This is a genomic window from Mucilaginibacter jinjuensis, from assembly GCF_028596025.1.
In the GTDB taxonomy this organism is placed as follows: domain Bacteria; phylum Bacteroidota; class Bacteroidia; order Sphingobacteriales; family Sphingobacteriaceae; genus Mucilaginibacter; species Mucilaginibacter jinjuensis.
Genome location: NZ_CP117167.1, coordinates 5,042,791 through 5,058,005 on the forward strand (window position 1 = coordinate 5,042,791; position 15,215 = coordinate 5,058,005).

General features: G+C 43.8%; 14 protein-coding genes. 5 read left to right on the plus strand and 9 right to left on the minus strand.

The genetic code is table 11. From position 1 onward, the window contains the following. Nucleotides 1-286 precede the first annotated feature (286 nt). The 5 genes from PQO05_RS21740 to PQO05_RS21760 all read right to left on the minus strand — a co-directional run bounded on the left by PQO05_RS21740 (nt 287) and on the right by PQO05_RS21760 (nt 4,975). Nucleotides 287-1,252: a Gfo/Idh/MocA family protein gene (locus PQO05_RS21740; RefSeq protein ID WP_273629551.1), complete on the minus strand. Its 966-nt coding sequence runs from the start codon at nt 1,250-1,252 to the stop codon at nt 287-289. 7 nt (nt 1,253-1,259) lie between these two features. Continuing rightward, a complete protein-coding gene (locus PQO05_RS21745) occupies nt 1,260-2,336 on the minus strand; it encodes a hypothetical protein (protein WP_273629552.1) in 1,077 nt (358 codons plus the stop codon). A 118-nt stretch (nt 2,337-2,454) separates the two neighbouring features. Continuing rightward, a complete protein-coding gene (locus tag PQO05_RS21750; RefSeq protein ID WP_273629553.1) occupies nt 2,455-3,342 on the minus strand; it encodes a class I SAM-dependent methyltransferase in 888 nt (295 codons plus the stop codon). 152 nt (nt 3,343-3,494) lie between these two features. Beyond that, nucleotides 3,495-4,247, minus strand: a complete 753-nt coding sequence (locus tag PQO05_RS21755; RefSeq protein WP_273629554.1) for an ABC transporter ATP-binding protein — start codon at nt 4,245-4,247, stop codon at nt 3,495-3,497. Further along, nucleotides 4,244-4,975, minus strand: coding sequence for an MlaE family ABC transporter permease (locus tag PQO05_RS21760; protein ID WP_273629555.1), 732 nt, complete (start codon nt 4,973-4,975; stop codon nt 4,244-4,246). Before PQO05_RS21760 ends, PQO05_RS21755 begins: the two co-directional genes overlap by 4 nt. Before the next feature lie 84 nt (nt 4,976-5,059). On the opposite strand from PQO05_RS21760, the gene PQO05_RS21765 reads away from it, so the two are divergent. The 4 genes from PQO05_RS21765 (at nt 5,060) to PQO05_RS21780 (ending at nt 8,216) form a co-directional block, all read left to right on the plus strand. Then, a complete protein-coding gene (locus PQO05_RS21765) occupies nt 5,060-5,764 on the plus strand; it encodes an SDR family oxidoreductase (RefSeq protein WP_273629556.1) in 705 nt (234 codons plus the stop codon). A gap of 26 nt (nt 5,765-5,790) precedes the next feature. Further along, a complete protein-coding gene (locus PQO05_RS21770; protein WP_273629557.1) occupies nt 5,791-6,366 on the plus strand; it encodes a PspC domain-containing protein in 576 nt (191 codons plus the stop codon). Beyond that, nucleotides 6,366-7,385 carry a LiaI-LiaF-like domain-containing protein gene (locus PQO05_RS21775; RefSeq protein ID WP_273629558.1) on the plus strand — a complete coding sequence of 340 codons (1,020 nt, stop codon included), beginning with the start codon at nt 6,366-6,368 and terminating at the stop codon, nt 7,383-7,385. The genes PQO05_RS21770 and PQO05_RS21775 overlap by 1 nt, the downstream gene beginning before the upstream one ends. Before the next feature lie 222 nt (nt 7,386-7,607). After that, nucleotides 7,608-8,216, plus strand: a complete 609-nt coding sequence (locus PQO05_RS21780; RefSeq protein ID WP_273629559.1) for an RDD family protein — start codon at nt 7,608-7,610, stop codon at nt 8,214-8,216. A 184-nt stretch (nt 8,217-8,400) separates the two neighbouring features. Here PQO05_RS21780 and PQO05_RS21785 read toward each other — a convergent pair whose 3' ends face one another. The 3 genes from PQO05_RS21785 to PQO05_RS21795 form a co-directional block, all read right to left on the minus strand. Continuing rightward, nucleotides 8,401-9,741 carry a TldD/PmbA family protein gene (locus PQO05_RS21785; protein ID WP_273629560.1) on the minus strand — a complete coding sequence of 447 codons (1,341 nt, stop codon included), beginning with the start codon at nt 9,739-9,741 and terminating at the stop codon, nt 8,401-8,403. 9 nt (nt 9,742-9,750) lie between these two features. Continuing rightward, nucleotides 9,751-11,391: a TldD/PmbA family protein gene (locus PQO05_RS21790; protein WP_273629561.1), complete on the minus strand. Its 1,641-nt coding sequence runs from the start codon at nt 11,389-11,391 to the stop codon at nt 9,751-9,753. A 159-nt stretch (nt 11,392-11,550) separates the two neighbouring features. Then, nucleotides 11,551-13,185, minus strand: coding sequence for a TldD/PmbA family protein (locus PQO05_RS21795; protein ID WP_273629562.1), 1,635 nt, complete (start codon nt 13,183-13,185; stop codon nt 11,551-11,553). Between the two features lie 234 nt (nt 13,186-13,419). On the opposite strand from PQO05_RS21795, the gene PQO05_RS21800 reads away from it, so the two are divergent. Continuing rightward, nucleotides 13,420-14,202, plus strand: coding sequence for a DUF4261 domain-containing protein (locus PQO05_RS21800; RefSeq protein WP_273629563.1), 783 nt, complete (start codon nt 13,420-13,422; stop codon nt 14,200-14,202). A gap of 109 nt (nt 14,203-14,311) precedes the next feature. Here PQO05_RS21800 and PQO05_RS21805 read toward each other — a convergent pair whose 3' ends face one another. After that, nucleotides 14,312-15,052 carry a peptidase associated/transthyretin-like domain-containing protein gene (locus PQO05_RS21805; RefSeq protein WP_273629564.1) on the minus strand — a complete coding sequence of 247 codons (741 nt, stop codon included), beginning with the start codon at nt 15,050-15,052 and terminating at the stop codon, nt 14,312-14,314. Nucleotides 15,053-15,215: the final 163 nt, after the last annotated feature.

A 15,215-nucleotide genomic window follows, 5' to 3' on the forward strand; every position in this document is an offset into this window, starting at 1 on the left:
CGAGGAACGAAGCAATCGCGAACTATACAGAGCTGCTCTGTAAATCGGGGATTGCTTCGTTCCTCGCAATGACGGCAAGCTTGAATACCAAAAGGAACAAGAAAAAAACAAACTTTTCATGGGTAACCCCGTCGAAGTATGGTGCAGAGGGCCGACGCTTATGCTTCGACGGGGCTCAGCATGACAGCGCTCTGGAATGGTTCAAAAAAAAGAGACACAAAATTTTGTGTCTCTACAATTCTATATTTTACGTAGAGGCACAATATTTTGTGTCTCTCTTATCATGTTATTCTCCCTCAAACTTCAACCCAATCTGCGCCCTTGCTTTATCCAACATACTAATCATTTCGCGCGACAAATCGTGTGTAATTACCGGGCTCTCGGTTAGGCCATCTTCAATCAACTGACAAAAATGTTCTGTTTCGTAATTGAGGCCTCCCGCAGTGAAGGGTTCATCCAGTTCAACAACGTGGCCGTCGAGGTAATCGATAGTAGCTTTTGATGGGTTCCACCAGTTTTTGTGGATGGTGATATTGCCGAGGGTTCCGCAGATTAAGGCATCGCCTTTGCCATGCAGTTCGAAACCGCAATACAGTTGTGCATAACCATTTTGATGGCGGGTTTGAAACATGCTGAACATATCTACCCGCTTATCGCCAAAATGCCCCATGGTTTGCACTTCAAGCGCATTACCCAGCCAATCGGCAGCGAGGAAAACTTCATAAGGGGCAATGGCCATTAGGCCCCCGCCGATACCGGCATGGCTAAAATTAGGATGTTCCGGCTCTAAACCTGCAACCGATGAACCGGCGCGCACATACCCAACCGGACCGATGGGATCAGTCTCCAGGTGTTTTTTAAGTACACGGTATAAAGGAAAAAATGGAGGCTTCATGGCCTCCATAAATAATAAATTTTGCTGTTTGGCAACAGCCAATATTTCTTCCAGCTGGGGTAAGTTTACAGCCGACGGCTTTTCGCACAATACATGCTTACCTGCTTTAAGCGCAGCAATGCTGTAATGCTTGTGGCTATCGGGCAGGGTAGCAATATAAACCGCATCAATATCTGATGCGGCTAAAAGTTCATCTACCGAAGCAAAAACCCGGCCTCCATATTTCGATACAAAATCGTTTACCGGTTCTGCCCTTCTGCTCCATGCACCTGTAAAACTTGCATCTTTAACCGTAGCCAGGCCCTGCATAAAACGGTGCGAGATCCGGCCTGTCCCTATAATACCCCAGCGAACCATAATCCTATTACTGGTATTGAATGTAGATAGGGTGTGGTTTATAGTTTTTCATCACCTCAGCAGGCGTTAGCATGTGGTGAGGTGCTTTCTTAATATCGTTTTTGTAGAACAATTTAAAGCCTGTAAACTGTACCGGCTCATTGTGGATAAAGTAACGGTAAGTACCTGTTTTCAAATCAGGTTCGCCCCAGCCATCCATATCAATTACAGTTTGAACTTCTTTACGCAGTTTAATGTTCTGATAGTTGGTCAGCATCTTTTTAGTAAAGCGGTGAACGATCAAAATTTTTGGAGGCAAGTGGTATTTGTTAACCAGGTTAGCCAGGTAGCCCGATACATAATTTACATCGGCAGCATCATAAGTACCGATTTTTTTGCCCGGGTGGGTTCCGTCTTTCATCGAGAATTCAGGATCCATACCGAAGTGCACCTGCGGCATAATCAGATATTTCTCTAACAATGGCAACTCAGTCTGGATATTGCTTAATGATACCTGTACATCTAAAAACACAATAGCATGTGCTTTTTTAGCCAGTACCAAAACGCTGTCAATCTGCTTAAACGGCATGCGGTGGCGGTATTTACCATCTTTACCCGGATCGCCGCTGGCTACTACTGCAATGTAGTGCAGGGCTGGTTGAACAGGGATGGTTGGATCAATTTTTTCCCATGTTTTTACTTCGCCTTTTAATTTGGCAAGCATTTCATTAGGTGGCAGTTCGCCCAAAATACCCATTTTTTTAGAGTACAAGTTACCATAGTAAGCCACTACCCTTTTAAACGGCAGGATTGCGCCATCCAAAGGATAAGGTGCACCTTTTACCGGCCATTTCCCTGTGGTATCGCCATTGGCCAAATACTTCATCAGCGAATCATACTTAGCTTTATCCAACGGCGGGTAAGTTGTTTTTACAACAGACAGGGTATCCGTATCGGCAACAGCAGTTTTTTTGGTACTGTCTGTTACAGTTGTTGTTTTAGTAGTTGTTTTTGCGGTGGTTTTGCTGCCATTACTGCAGTTGGTAAACAGTAATACGGATGCCAAAGCCATGGACCCCGTTAGTAAAAAAGCTTTAAATTTCATTTAAATATGGTTGTAAAGTATGCTGCTTAAGGTTTCGATTAACCAGTACCAAGATGGTTAAAATTATTTAATAGTTGATTTGATTTCGTAAAAGATTACTCATTTCAGTAATATCCTGCTATTCTTTTGTTTTATAGAACTTACCGAATACGCCCAAAGGTAATTTAATACCTGATGTGGCCTGTAAATAAAGCTCACCTGTTTCCAGGTTTTCTACTTTGGGGAAAGCGCTGCGGATTAAATTTTCTACAATAACAGATGAGAAACCCAGTGAGTAGGTGTTCAGGATCAGGAAATGCTCTTCGGGGTCTAAAAGCTGCACAACATCCTGCATCATTTCATTGATATGGTCTTCCAGTTTCCATTTTTCGCCGTTAGGGCCGTGGCCATAAGCAGGTGGATCGAGGATGATACCGTTATATTTTTTGCCGCGTTTTAATTCGCGTTTTACAAATTTCAAAGCATCTTCTACCACCCAGCGGATGTTTTCGAGGCTCGATAATTCCTGGTTTTCATTAGCCCAGCTCACCACCTGGCGGATAGAATCTACGTGTGTGGTATCTGCTCCGGCAGCCCTTGCTATTAATGATGCGCCGCCGGTATAAGCAAAAAGGTTAAGCACCTTAGGGCTTTTGGCCTTAAATTGTTTAACATGCTTAGAGATATAATCCCAGTTTACAGCTTGTTCGGGGAAAATACCAACGTGCTTAAATGAAGTTAATGCTAAACGGAACTGAATGGCCGCATCATCATTTTTGTAACCGATGTGCCAGCGGTCAGGCGTTTTAGGGTTCTTCTTCACCCAATCGCCCGAGGTTGCCGAACGGCCCCTGAAACGGATGGTTTGCAAACGCGTCCATTCGCTATCGGGTAAAATTTTAGCCCAAACAGCTTGTGGCTCGGGCCTAACGGTTATAACATCGCCAAAACGTTCCAGCTTTTCGAAATTGCCGCAATCAATTAATTCGTAGTCTTTCCAGTGCTGGGGCGTAAGGAGTTGGATCATATTTTAGTTTTGAGTACCGGGTTGTGAGTTTCGAGTTATGAATACCAGACAACCGGCTTTATAAATTACATTGCAAAGATAATATTTACCTTTTATACACTACTAAATTCTTCAAAGCACTCGTAACTCGCTACTCACTACTCGAAACTATATTATAACTTCTCCCTCGCTGCCTGCATAAACTTGCTGGCAAATACAAATGAGTTTAGTTCTTTATTATCGGTGTGTGCAATTTCTTTGTTCGATCCTTCCCACCATTTTTGGCCCTGGTGTAGAAAGATAATATGGTCGCCAATACCCATTACAGAGTTCATATCGTGGGTAACCATTACGGTTGTTATCTTGTACTCGAGGGTTAATTCTGCGATTAACTCGTCGATCACGATAGAGGTTTGCGGATCGAGGCCCGAGTTGGGTTCATCCACAAAAAGATATTTAGGTTCCATCGAAATGGCACGCGCAATACCCACACGCTTTTTCATACCACCCGAAAGTTCGGACGGGTACAGTTTATTCTTTCCTTCGAGGTTAACCCGCCCTAAACAAAAATTGGCTCTTTCCAGCTTTTCGGCTTTAGACATGGTGGTGAACAGATTCAGCGGAAAAATGATATTCTGCTCAACTGTCATCGAATCAAACAAAGCCGAGTTTTGAAACAGCATCCCGATTTGCTTACGGATAGGTACGCGCTGTTCGAAATCCATCTCTGTAAAATTTTCACCGTCGAAAATCACGTTGCCTTTGGTAGGTTCGTGCAAACCCACAATACACTTAAGCAAAGTGGTTTTCCCAGAACCCGAACCGCCTATGATCAAATTATTTTTGCCCGGCTTAAAATCGGCAGTAATGCCTTTTAGTACTTCGTTATCACCAAACGTTTTATAGATGTCTTTAATCTCAATCATAACATTAAACGGGTAATAACTAAATCTGCAAATAAAACCATTACGCAACTGTATACAACGCCCCTGGTTGCAGACTGGCCTACTTCAAGCGCACCACCCGTAGTATAAAAACCCTGGTAAGCACAGATAGAAGTAATAATGAATCCGAATACGATTGACTTAACAATGGCTACCTGGATGGTTAATGGCAAAAAACCATCGCGTAAACCGCTGATATAATCAACAGTAGATACATCGCCTGAAGCTAAACAAGCAATATAACCACCAGAAATACCCAGGCATATTGATATAATAACCAGCATGGGGAACATAGTAAGCCCTCCGATAATTTTGGGGGCGATAAGATAACCGGGCGCATTAACACCCATAATTTCCAATGCATCTATCTGCTCGGTAACCCGCATAGTACCAATTTGCGATGCAATGCTGGAACCCACCCTACCCGCCAATACAAGCGCCGAGATGGTCGGACTAAATTCAAGGATGGTACTATCGCGTGCAATACTACCCGCAACACTGCCCGGTACCAATGGGCTGTTTAATTGAAACGCCACCTGTATAGTGGTTGCCGCACCAATAAACACCGAAATAATGCTGATGATACCCAATGAGCCAACGCCGATGGAAACCATTTCGCGCATTACTTCGCCCCAGTAAACACTGAACTTTTCAGGCTTTCTAAAGCTTAAGCGCAATAACAAGATGTATCTGCCGAAAGAGGTAAACATTCTACTATTCTAAATAATTTGAGTCAAAAATACATTTTTTAATCAGCAGGCTTTACAGCTAATAACAAATGGGTAATTTTAAGCATGAAAAACGCTTTAATTACAGGTGCTACCAAGGGCATGGGCCGGGCTATCGCTTTTGCTTTTGCTAAACAAGGATTAAACCTTGCAATTTGTTCACGAAATATAAAAGATTTAGAACAAATAAAGGCAGAGCTGCAAAGTATTAACCAGCAGATCAGCATAGTAACGGTACAGGCCGATGCCAGTAAAAAAGAACAACTCCTCAACTTTGCCCAAAAAGCAGAAGCAGAACTGGGGCAGATCCATGTGATTGTTAACAATGTGGGCATCTACCAGCCTACTTCTATTATGGATGATGCCGAAGATACCTTCGATGTGTTAATGAATGCCAACCTGCGCCCTGCTTATGAGCTTTACCGTTATTTCGGCAAAAAACTGGCTGCGGCAAAAGATGGACATATCTTTAACATCTGTTCTATAGCCGCCATAACCCCGGTTATAGAAGCAGGCACATACACTGTAACAAAAGCCGCGACACTTAGTCTTAGTAATATAATGAGGCTGGAAATGCAACAATATGGTGTAAAAGTAACCTCGGTAATACCGGGCTCAACGCTAACTTCTTCATGGGATGGCATGGCGGTTGATGCTAACAAAATGGTATTGCCAGAGGACATTGCTTCGGGCGTAATTGCGATTTACAATATGAGTGCCGGAGCTAATGTTAACGAAATCACCATAACACCCGTTTTTGGCCAGATTTAAATATCACTCAAAAACAAAAACAAATCATGGAAAAGAAATTATATCGCGACGAACATCACAAAGTAATTAGTGGTGTTTGTGCCGGCTTAGCCGACTACTTTGGTATTGATGTATCAATAGTACGTCTGGTATTTGTGTTAACCCTAATTTTAAAAGGCGGCGGCGGTTTGCTGTACATCATCCTTTGGATTGTATTGCCTAAAAAACCTTTTAATTATGTACCGCCGGTTGATTATACTGTGCCCCCTACTCCGGGTTCGCCTTATCAGCAATATCAAGCTGCAAACCCATCTTACCAGCCAACTTCTACTTTTGTGCCGCAACCACAAAAGCATCCATCAACTGCTGCTTTAATTGGCGGACTGGTATTGATACTTTTAGGCGGAGGCTTTTTACTGGATGAATTTAACATTATCCCCGACTGGGATTTTAGCCAATGGTGGCCTGTAATACTGGTTGTAATTGGTTTAACATTAATGTTTAGGGGCAGCAGCAAACCAAAACCAGTACAAACCTGGCAGCAAACCGGCGAAGTAAAACAAGAACCGCAAGCCGAGGTTAAAGAAGAACCAAGCAACGATAACCCTTCAACTGAAATATAATGAGAAGAGAAAAAATCACACCGGGCGTTATCCTGGTGCTCATTGGGGCCGTTGTCCTGCTGAGAAATTTTGGGTACCTGCACTTCCACTGGAGCAACATATTTCACCTGTGGCCTATATTCCTGGTAATTGCAGGCGTTAACTTAATATTTGCCAATAACCGCACCATCTGGGCAACTGTAGTTAAACTCACTGTTATTATTATTGGCTTTGGTTTATTGTTGTTCGGAGATTTTGGTAACCGCTACCGTTTCCCGATGTTCTACTTCAACGGCCATCACCATAAAGACAGCGATGATGACGATATGGACATGAGCGACGATGATAATGATAACAATGATGATAGCGATAGCACTATGCACCTGGGTAATATGGTTAAGGTTGATGGTAACAGCTTTTACAGCACACCATTTGCAACAGGTACAAAACTGGCCCGCTTAAACCTAAGCGGCGGTGGTACAACTTATAACCTGAGCGATACCACTAATCAACTTTTTACGGCAGATGTAAAAGAATTCTCTGGCAGGTACACTTTGAAAAACCGTATCGAAGATTCTGTAAGCGTAGTTGATTTTAACATGAACAACGAACACCGCAGAAGCTTTACCTGGGGCGACAACAAAGCCAACACCGCTACGCTGAAATTAAACACATTGCCATTATGGGATGTAAATATCAAAGCAGGCGCAACCAGCCTGGATTTTGATCTGGCTAAATTTAAAGTACGTTCATTGGTATTAAGTGGTGGTGCGGCATCATTCAGCATTAAGCTGGGGCAGCCTGTAGCCGATAATACTAAGGTTACCATTTCATCGGGTGTATCAGATATTACCGTGAGTGTACCTAAGGATGCAGCTTGTATGATTACCAGCAGCACCGGGCTATCATCAAACAACTTTGATGGCTTTAACAGCGATGGCAACAACGAGTACAAAACCCCAGGGTTCGACGCAGCTAAAAACAAGATCTATATCACGATAAGCGGCGGCTTATCAGACTTTAAAGTACGCAGATACTAAAACCGAACCCTACACTATCATAAGCTAAAAACCGCTTTGTGCATTTTTACAAAGCGGTTTTTTTATATTTAAAACACTCGCTACGATTTGCCCCTTATTAAAGTTTTTGCGATGGCACTGCCTCTGATTTCCCCTAATTTAGGGGAACACTCAATTGCTGCAATTTGCACTGGCTGTAATAAGGGGTAAATCAGGAAGCGATAATTACGCTATATTTAAAACATGCCACAAACATACATCATGGTTATCAGCGGTAAACCCGAAGGCCCTTTCAGCATCACCGAGCTGAAAGCCAAGGGACTTAAACCTACAGACTTCGTGAAAACCGAGGCCATGATAGATTACAAGGAAGCACACGAGATCCTCGAACTTCGCGAAATCCTCGGCTTTGCCAAACCGCCGGTCATCCCGCAATACTTTGGTAGTTTTGATCAGCGCTTGTTAGCATCAATAATCGACTGGCTGATTGTTACCGGCGTGTTTGTTGTACCTACTTTATTGATCGTTCTGATATCACCGGTTAAAATGCTCAACATGATCTTAAGTGGAAGCCTATTGGTTGTAATTCCCGTAGCTTATCTCATCTACCACATTGTAATGGAGAGCGGCCCTAAGCAGGCTACCCATGGCAAACAGATCTTAAAAATTAAGGTAACGGATATGCAAGGCTATCCTATTAGTACCGGCACGGCCATTGGCAGAAACTTCGCTAAGGTATTTTCTGTATTGACTTTATGCGTAGGTTACATGCTTAACTTCTTCAACAAAAGGCAGCAGTGCTTGCATGATATGGTGGCGGGAACTTTGGTGGTGAAGGATAGATTGGTATAGGTTCACAATCGCAAGGAAGGCTGTCATGCTGAGGCACTCGAAGCATGGTGGGCAGGCCTCTGCGCGCGACACTTCGACGGGGCTCAGTGTGACAGCCAACACACCACATAATAACAAAAAAGGCCCCGAAACCCGGGGGCCTTTCCTATCTTGATTCTTGTTTCTTGCCTCTTACTTCTAAAGCCTATACAGCGTCTGATAAAGAGCTGAATGTAAAGTCCCTGATCTTCATTGGTGGGATCATTGCGCTTTGGAATGATTCGCCGCTTACTGCACGTTCCGGGCGGCCAAGGGCTTCCAGGTTGTTGAGCATAATGATCGGGCTTTCGTTGAAACGGAAGTTTTTAACCGGGAACTTGATCTGACCGTTCTCAATGTAAAAAGTACCATCACGGGTTAAGCCAGTGTACAGTAAGGTTTGCGGGTCAACCGGGCGAATGTACCATAAACGGGTAACCAGGATACCTCTTTCTGTTCCTTTAATCAGGTCTTCCAATGATTGGTCGCCACCCATCATTGTAATAGCATCCGGGCCGGGTACTGCCTTAACACCTTTTTTCTGTGCCCAGTAACGTGAGTATGATAAGTTTTTAATCACACCTTTCTCAATCCAGTTAACACGCTCCTGTGGGCGGCCATCACCATTCCAACTGCTGCTTGGCAGGTCGGGATTTTGCGGGTCAGAGTAAATGGTTACGCGTTCGTCAACCAGTTTATCGCCTAATTTGGTGCCACCACCTGGTTTACTTAAAAAGCTGCGGCCTTCATCGGCACTACGTGCATCAAGGCCGCCGTATAATTGCTCTAACAATACAATACCTGCAGATGGTTCTAAAATTACGGTGTACTTACCCGGTTCAATTGCTTTAGCCGTTACAGAAGCAGTTGCTTTTTGAGCAGCCACTTTGGTAAGGTTTAAGGTATCCATTTTGGTATAATCCTCGTAATCTCTCGAGGCATAGCCCGAACCTTTACCGTCTTCGCTGCGCAGGGTTACCGAAAAATTAATATCGCTGGCTGTGTTATAGGCAAATAAACCATGCGAATTCATCATGGCGGCAAAACTGCCTGTATTTTGCAAAAAGCCGGCTGCGGTGAGCTTATTATCTTTAGCCACCTGTAAACTTTGTGCAACCATGTCTGTACGCAGTTTAGGCGACATTTCAGCCGTTTTTTGATCGTACATTTTAGGGTTTTGCGGCGCGTAGGTCTGTGGTCCTAAAAACGGCATAAACTCCGGGTTCTCTGGTGCCAGTTGCGCCAGTTCTTCAGAGCGGCGTACTACTTTCTCTAACGAGGCATCGTCATACTCATTGATAGTTGCTACACCTAATTTTTTGCCGAATGCTGATGATACCACCAAGCTGGTTTGCCCAATGGCGCCGCTGGTTGATACCGAGTTACGTGCATAACGAATATTGGCGCTATCCGAACCGTTAAGGTTAATCTCACACTCATCGGCTTTAGAGTAGCTGAGCGCTTTTTTCATGAGCGAGCGCGCTTCTTCTTCACTTAATATAGCCATAATATTTTTTTAGATTTTTCTTGCTGTGTTGATGATGTTAACTCCATTAAATCGTGCGGTTGATGATCCGTGAGATACGGCGCTTACCTGCTCTGGCTGGCCTTTACCGTCGAAGAATGAGCCACCTAAACGGTAATCGCTCTTATCGCAAACGGCCACGCACGAGTTCCAGAACTCCTGGGTGTTTGACTGGTAAGCCACATCGTTAAGCATACCTACTATCTTACCGTTTTTAACCTCGTAGTAAAGCTGACCGCTGAACTGGAAGTTATAACGTTGCTGATCGATAGAGAATGAGCTATCACCAACAATGTAGATACCTTTTTCTACGTTTTTAATCAGTTCTGTTGGGGTAAGCGGTGCTTTGCCCGGCTGCAGCGAAATATTCGGCATGCGCTGGAACTGCACATCGCTCCATCCATCAGCATAACAGCAGCCTTGTGAAGCATTAAGCCCGATAATGTGGGCCTGATCACGAATGGTTTGGTAATTAACCAAAATACCATCTTTAATAATATCCCACTGGCCACATTTAACACCTTCGTCGTCATAACCAACGGCACCAAGCGAGCCCGGTTGCAGTTTATCAGCCAAAATGTTTACGTTTTTGCTACCGAAGTTAAATTTGCCCGATTTCCATTTATCCAGAGTAAGGAAACTGGTACCGGCAAAGTTGGCCTCGTAACCCAGCACACGGTCGAGCTCTGAAGGGTGACCAACAGATTCGTGGATGGTTAACCAAAGGTTTGATGGATCGAGGATCAGATCGTATTTACCTGCTTCTACAGATTTGGCAGCCATTTTCTCGGCACCCTGTTTACCTGCAAAACCGGCATCCTCTATCATATCGTAGCTATTACGATATAACGTGGTTGGCATGTTTGTAATTTTATCAGCTGCTTTAGGTATCAGGTATTCATACCCCATACCACGCGGCGAACTTAATGCATTACGGGTTTCAAATTTGCCAGATTTAGCATCAACATGGGTTGCAAAAAATGTAGGCCAGATACGGTGTACATCCTGGTCTATGTATGAACCATCGGTTGATGCAAAATATTTTTGCTCGTTAACAGAAAAAATAATGGAGGTAATATAATTGGCACCGGCTTTCATGGCGGTGTCATTTACCTTCAATAACAAGTCAACTTTATCTTTAATAGGTACTTCGAAAGCATTTTTTTCGATAGGTGTTTTCCAGTTTACCTCGCCATAACCCTTTTGAGGGGCTAATTGCACAGGTTCTGTCTGGATGCGTGCATTCTCTTTGGCAATAGCTACCGCAGCTGCTGCTGCTTTGGCAATGCTGTCGTTATCCATTTTGTCGGTAGCAGCAAAGCCCCAGCAACCGTTGGCCAGCACACGGATCCCCATGCCATAGCTTTCGGTATTTACTACGTTTTGTACTTTCTCTTCGCGGGTTACCACAAACTGGCGTAGGTAGCGGCCAATACGTACATCTGTATACGTTGCGCCTTTTGACCGTGCGGCATTAAGCGCAACATCGGCCATGCGTTTTTTTAGGGCAACATCGATACCACCCTGCATAGCTGCCTCGGCAGATATGGGCGAACCGATAACTGGTATCCCTTTGAGCATAGCACCCCCGATGCCCATGCCTGTTAGATAAAGGAAATTTTTTCTGTTCAAAATAGTAAGAGTTTAGTTAGTGATGTAAACTATGTTGGTTGTCAGTTAGTAGTCTTGTGCTAAATATAGTGATTTGGTTCATTGTTTAGACGCTGGCTGTAATCGATTTGTTACGGGAGATTAAAAGGAAATATAAACCAGGAACGTCATTGCGAGGAATTAAATCTTACGGGAAGTATTAATCACATTAACCTTATCAAACTTACTCGTAGAGCAACCGTGCGATACGGCACTTACCTGGCTTGGCTGGCCTTTGCCATCGAAGAAGGAACCGCCTAAACGGTAATCGCTTTCGTCGCAAATGGCCGAGCATGAGTTCCAGAACTCCTGGGTGTTGGCCTGGTAGGCCGCGCCGCTAACCATGCCGGCTATTTTGCCGTCTTTAATCTCATAACAAAGCTGACTGCTGAACTGGAAGTTATAGCGTTGTTGATCAATAGAGTATGAGTTGCGGCCGAACATGTATAAACCTTTCTCGGTGTTTTTGATCAGTTCGGCAGGCGACAGCTTGGCTTTGCCCGGTTGTAAACTTACGTTTGGCATCCGCTGAAACTGCACATCGTCCCAGCTTTGGGCGTAACAGCAGCCTTGCGAAGCATTGAGGCCGAGGATATGTGCCTGATCGCGGATGGTTTGGTAGTTAACCAGGATACCATCTTTAATTAAATCCCACTTACCGCATTTAACGCCTTCGTCATCATAACCAACAGTAGCCAGGCCACCGTGTTGCTGTTTATCGCCCACAAAATTTACAATGTTACTACCGAAGTTAAATTTGCCGGATTTCCATTTATCAAGTGTCAGGAAACTGGTACCGGCAAAGTTGGCTTCGTAACCTAACACACGATCAAGCTCTGTTGGGTGGCCAACTGATTCGTGAATGGTTAAGAACAAATTGGTTGGGTCGAGTATCAAATCATATTTACCCGGCTCAAGCGGTTTGGCCTTTAGTTTTTCATCTAACTGGGCGGTGCCGGTTTTGGCATCCTCAATCATATCGTAACGGGTACGGTAGATGGGGAACAAGCCATTTAATACGGTTGATTTATCAGGGATCAGGTATTCAAAACCCATGCCCATCGGTGCGCTTAGCGAGTTGCGGGTCTCAAACTTGCCGGTCTTAGCATCTGTTTTGGTGATGGTAAATGTAGGCCAGATGCGGTGGATATCCTGATCGATATACGAGCCATCGGTAGAAGCAAAATACTTCTGCTCGTTAATCATAAACAACTGGTTGTTCACATAATTAGCTCCTGCTGATAGTGCCGCGTTATTGGCAGCCAGCAACAGATCTACCTTATCTTTTATCGGTACCTCGAACGCGTTTTTTTCAATCGGGGTTTTCCAACTCACCTCACCATAGCCTTTTTGCGGAGCCAACTGCACGGGTTCGCTCAGTAATTTAGAGTTTTCTTTGGCGATGCGGACAGCCAGGTCTGCGGCTTTGGCAATGCTGTCGTTATCCATTTTATCGGTAGCGGCAAAGCCCCAGCAACCGTTTGCCAGCACGCGGATACCCATACCATAGCTTTCGGTGTTGGCTACGTTTTGCACCCGGGTTTCGCGGGTTATTACAGATTGATTAAGATATCGCCCTATCCGCACATCGGCGTAGGTAGCTCCCTTTGATTTTGCAGCGTTAAGGGCCACATCGGCCATTCGCTTTTTATTGGCTACATCAGCAGGCGCCAATGCATCTTCAATATGTAGCGGTGAACCAATTACAGGAACATTGGCGAACATGGCTGCACCCAAACCCATCCCGCTTAAATAAAGGAAGTCTTTTCTTTTCAAGGCAATAGTTTTAAGAACACAATATAGCGGAAATAGAAACAAGAGACAAGAAGCAGGAGACAAGAGTTGTGCGGTTGGAATCTGAAATCAACTGGGGTGTCATCCTGAGCTCCGTCGAAGGATGATGCAGAGGCCAGCCCTTTATCCTTCGACGGAGCTCAGGATGACAGCGCTCTTTTATTTGGTTGACTAAATCACAAGGATTATGCTATCTTCAATCTCAATTCACGATAAATGAGCCTCTTTAACCTTTTCAAAAAAAATACGCCCAAACTAAAAAGTAAGATTTTACTTGCTATGCCAATGTTTAATAATAACGAGCGTTATCAGGTTAATAAGGTAATAGAGTCACTACAATCGGACTGGGATATTGAACCTACAGATATTGAAGGTGACGATGATGCCGCAGCTTTTAAGATAGATGGCGAGACCGTGGCAATGGCTTATATAGATGGTCAAATTCCACAAGAAGATATTGAAGGAACTGCACAATATGCATACAACTGGCCAAATGCAATGAATGAACTAAAAGATCATACAGGACATGCCATTGTAACAATAATGGCTGGGCAAAAGAGCCCGTTGGAGAGGTTTAAGATTTTGAGTAAGGTTATATCTTCAATTCTAACAGCCTCTAATGCAATCGGAATTTACAATGGATCTCAGTCATTATTAACACCCCGGAAACAATACCTTGACATTGTTGAGGAATTAAAACACAATAGCTTACCTGTACCATTATGGGTGTATATTGGGCTCAGAGCATCCGCGACAGGAAACAACGTCTATACTTATGGTTTGACTGAGTTTGAGAAACAAGAGATGGAAATCGTTGATTCAAAGCTGGATTTGGAAGAATTATATAACTTTTTATTAAATATTACATCTTATGTAATTGGTAATGATATCACATTAAAAAGTGGAGAAACCCTTGGTTACACTGTGGATCAAAAAATTGCCGTTACGCTTTCGAAAGGAGAATTTATTGATGGCCAATCTTTTAAACTTAAGATGTAATAGTTGCCGAGGAAAATCCTGGAGCAGAAGATTTCTCCTATCGTCGAAATGACAAAGTGGAAGATTGTTTTTTGACTCCCTCCCCTTCGGGGAGGGCTGGGGTGGGGTTTTAATTCCCGAAAATCGAAGTCTTCAATCTTTCCTCCGCCGGGAGCTTTACAAACTCTTTGTAGCATTTGTTAATGTACAAAGCCAGGTTAAAATCTTCGCTGGTGAAGGTTTCTATATCGGGCGAGTAGCGCATTACAAAACTATGCAGTTCCTGGTCTTTAAGGGGGACGTATTTCTCGATGCTTTCTTTACTAAAGGCTTGTTGGATTTGTGCGGTTATCTTATCATTTTTAGCTTCCAGCTCTTTCTTCTTGGCATCGTTCTCGGTCTTTTTGTTAGACCATACGCGTAGGTTGATCCCACCTTTTATTGCACCAGAAGCACCAGGACGATCAACATCGCGTTGGTAGTTCATGGTTTGGTTATGAAACTGGGGGTCTTTAGGTACAAAAAATGCAGCTGAATTTGCGGCACCTTTGCCGTTGATCTCTACTTCGTTCAGCATGTGCTGTAACGGATCGAGGTAAAATTCGCGTGCGTGCAGATCGGTAACCACAACGGTATCGGCTTTATAACCAAACCCGTTAAACACCAGCATATCGCTCATTTTAGCCTGAATGATGAACCGGCCTTGCTTATCAGTCTGGGTTTTAAACTTGCCGTTCAGGTTTTCGATGTTGATACCTGCCAGGGCAACATGCGTTTTATTCTCATAAACAATACCCTCCTGGGTATGCTGCTGAGCATAAGCAAAAGATGCTAAAAGCGAGAATATCAATACAAAACCCCAACGAAACATTCTTCAAATTTAAAAATAATTGCTTGAAGATGGAGTTAAAAAATGTTAAACCGAGGAAGAGAGGCAAGAACCAAGAGACAAGAAACAAGACCTTCAAGCACAAAAAAGCCCTCTCGAAGTGAGAGGGCTTGATATTACAACATTCTGGTGAGCTTTTCTTGGC

Excerpts from the sequence above, each read along its gene's own strand:
- PQO05_RS21740 (WP_273629551.1), bottom strand. The coding sequence starts at position 1,252 with ATGGTTCGCTGGGGTATTATAGGGACAGGCCGGATCTCGCACCGTTTT.
- PQO05_RS21745 (WP_273629552.1), bottom strand. The coding sequence starts at position 2,336 with ATGAAATTTAAAGCTTTTTTACTAACGGGGTCCATGGCTTTGGCATCC.
- PQO05_RS21750 (WP_273629553.1), bottom strand. The coding sequence starts at position 3,342 with ATGATCCAACTCCTTACGCCCCAGCACTGGAAAGACTACGAATTAATT.
- PQO05_RS21755 (WP_273629554.1), bottom strand. The coding sequence starts at position 4,247 with ATGATTGAGATTAAAGACATCTATAAAACGTTTGGTGATAACGAAGTA.
- PQO05_RS21760 (WP_273629555.1), bottom strand. The coding sequence starts at position 4,975 with ATGTTTACCTCTTTCGGCAGATACATCTTGTTATTGCGCTTAAGCTTT.
- PQO05_RS21765 (WP_273629556.1), top strand. The coding sequence starts at position 5,060 with ATGAAAAACGCTTTAATTACAGGTGCTACCAAGGGCATGGGCCGGGCT.
- PQO05_RS21770 (WP_273629557.1), top strand. The coding sequence starts at position 5,791 with ATGGAAAAGAAATTATATCGCGACGAACATCACAAAGTAATTAGTGGT.
- PQO05_RS21775 (WP_273629558.1), top strand. The coding sequence starts at position 6,366 with ATGAGAAGAGAAAAAATCACACCGGGCGTTATCCTGGTGCTCATTGGG.
- PQO05_RS21780 (WP_273629559.1), top strand. The coding sequence starts at position 7,608 with ATGCCACAAACATACATCATGGTTATCAGCGGTAAACCCGAAGGCCCT.
- PQO05_RS21785 (WP_273629560.1), bottom strand. The coding sequence starts at position 9,741 with ATGGCTATATTAAGTGAAGAAGAAGCGCGCTCGCTCATGAAAAAAGCG.
- PQO05_RS21800 (WP_273629563.1), top strand. The coding sequence starts at position 13,420 with ATGAGCCTCTTTAACCTTTTCAAAAAAAATACGCCCAAACTAAAAAGT.
- PQO05_RS21805 (WP_273629564.1), bottom strand. The coding sequence starts at position 15,052 with ATGTTTCGTTGGGGTTTTGTATTGATATTCTCGCTTTTAGCATCTTTT.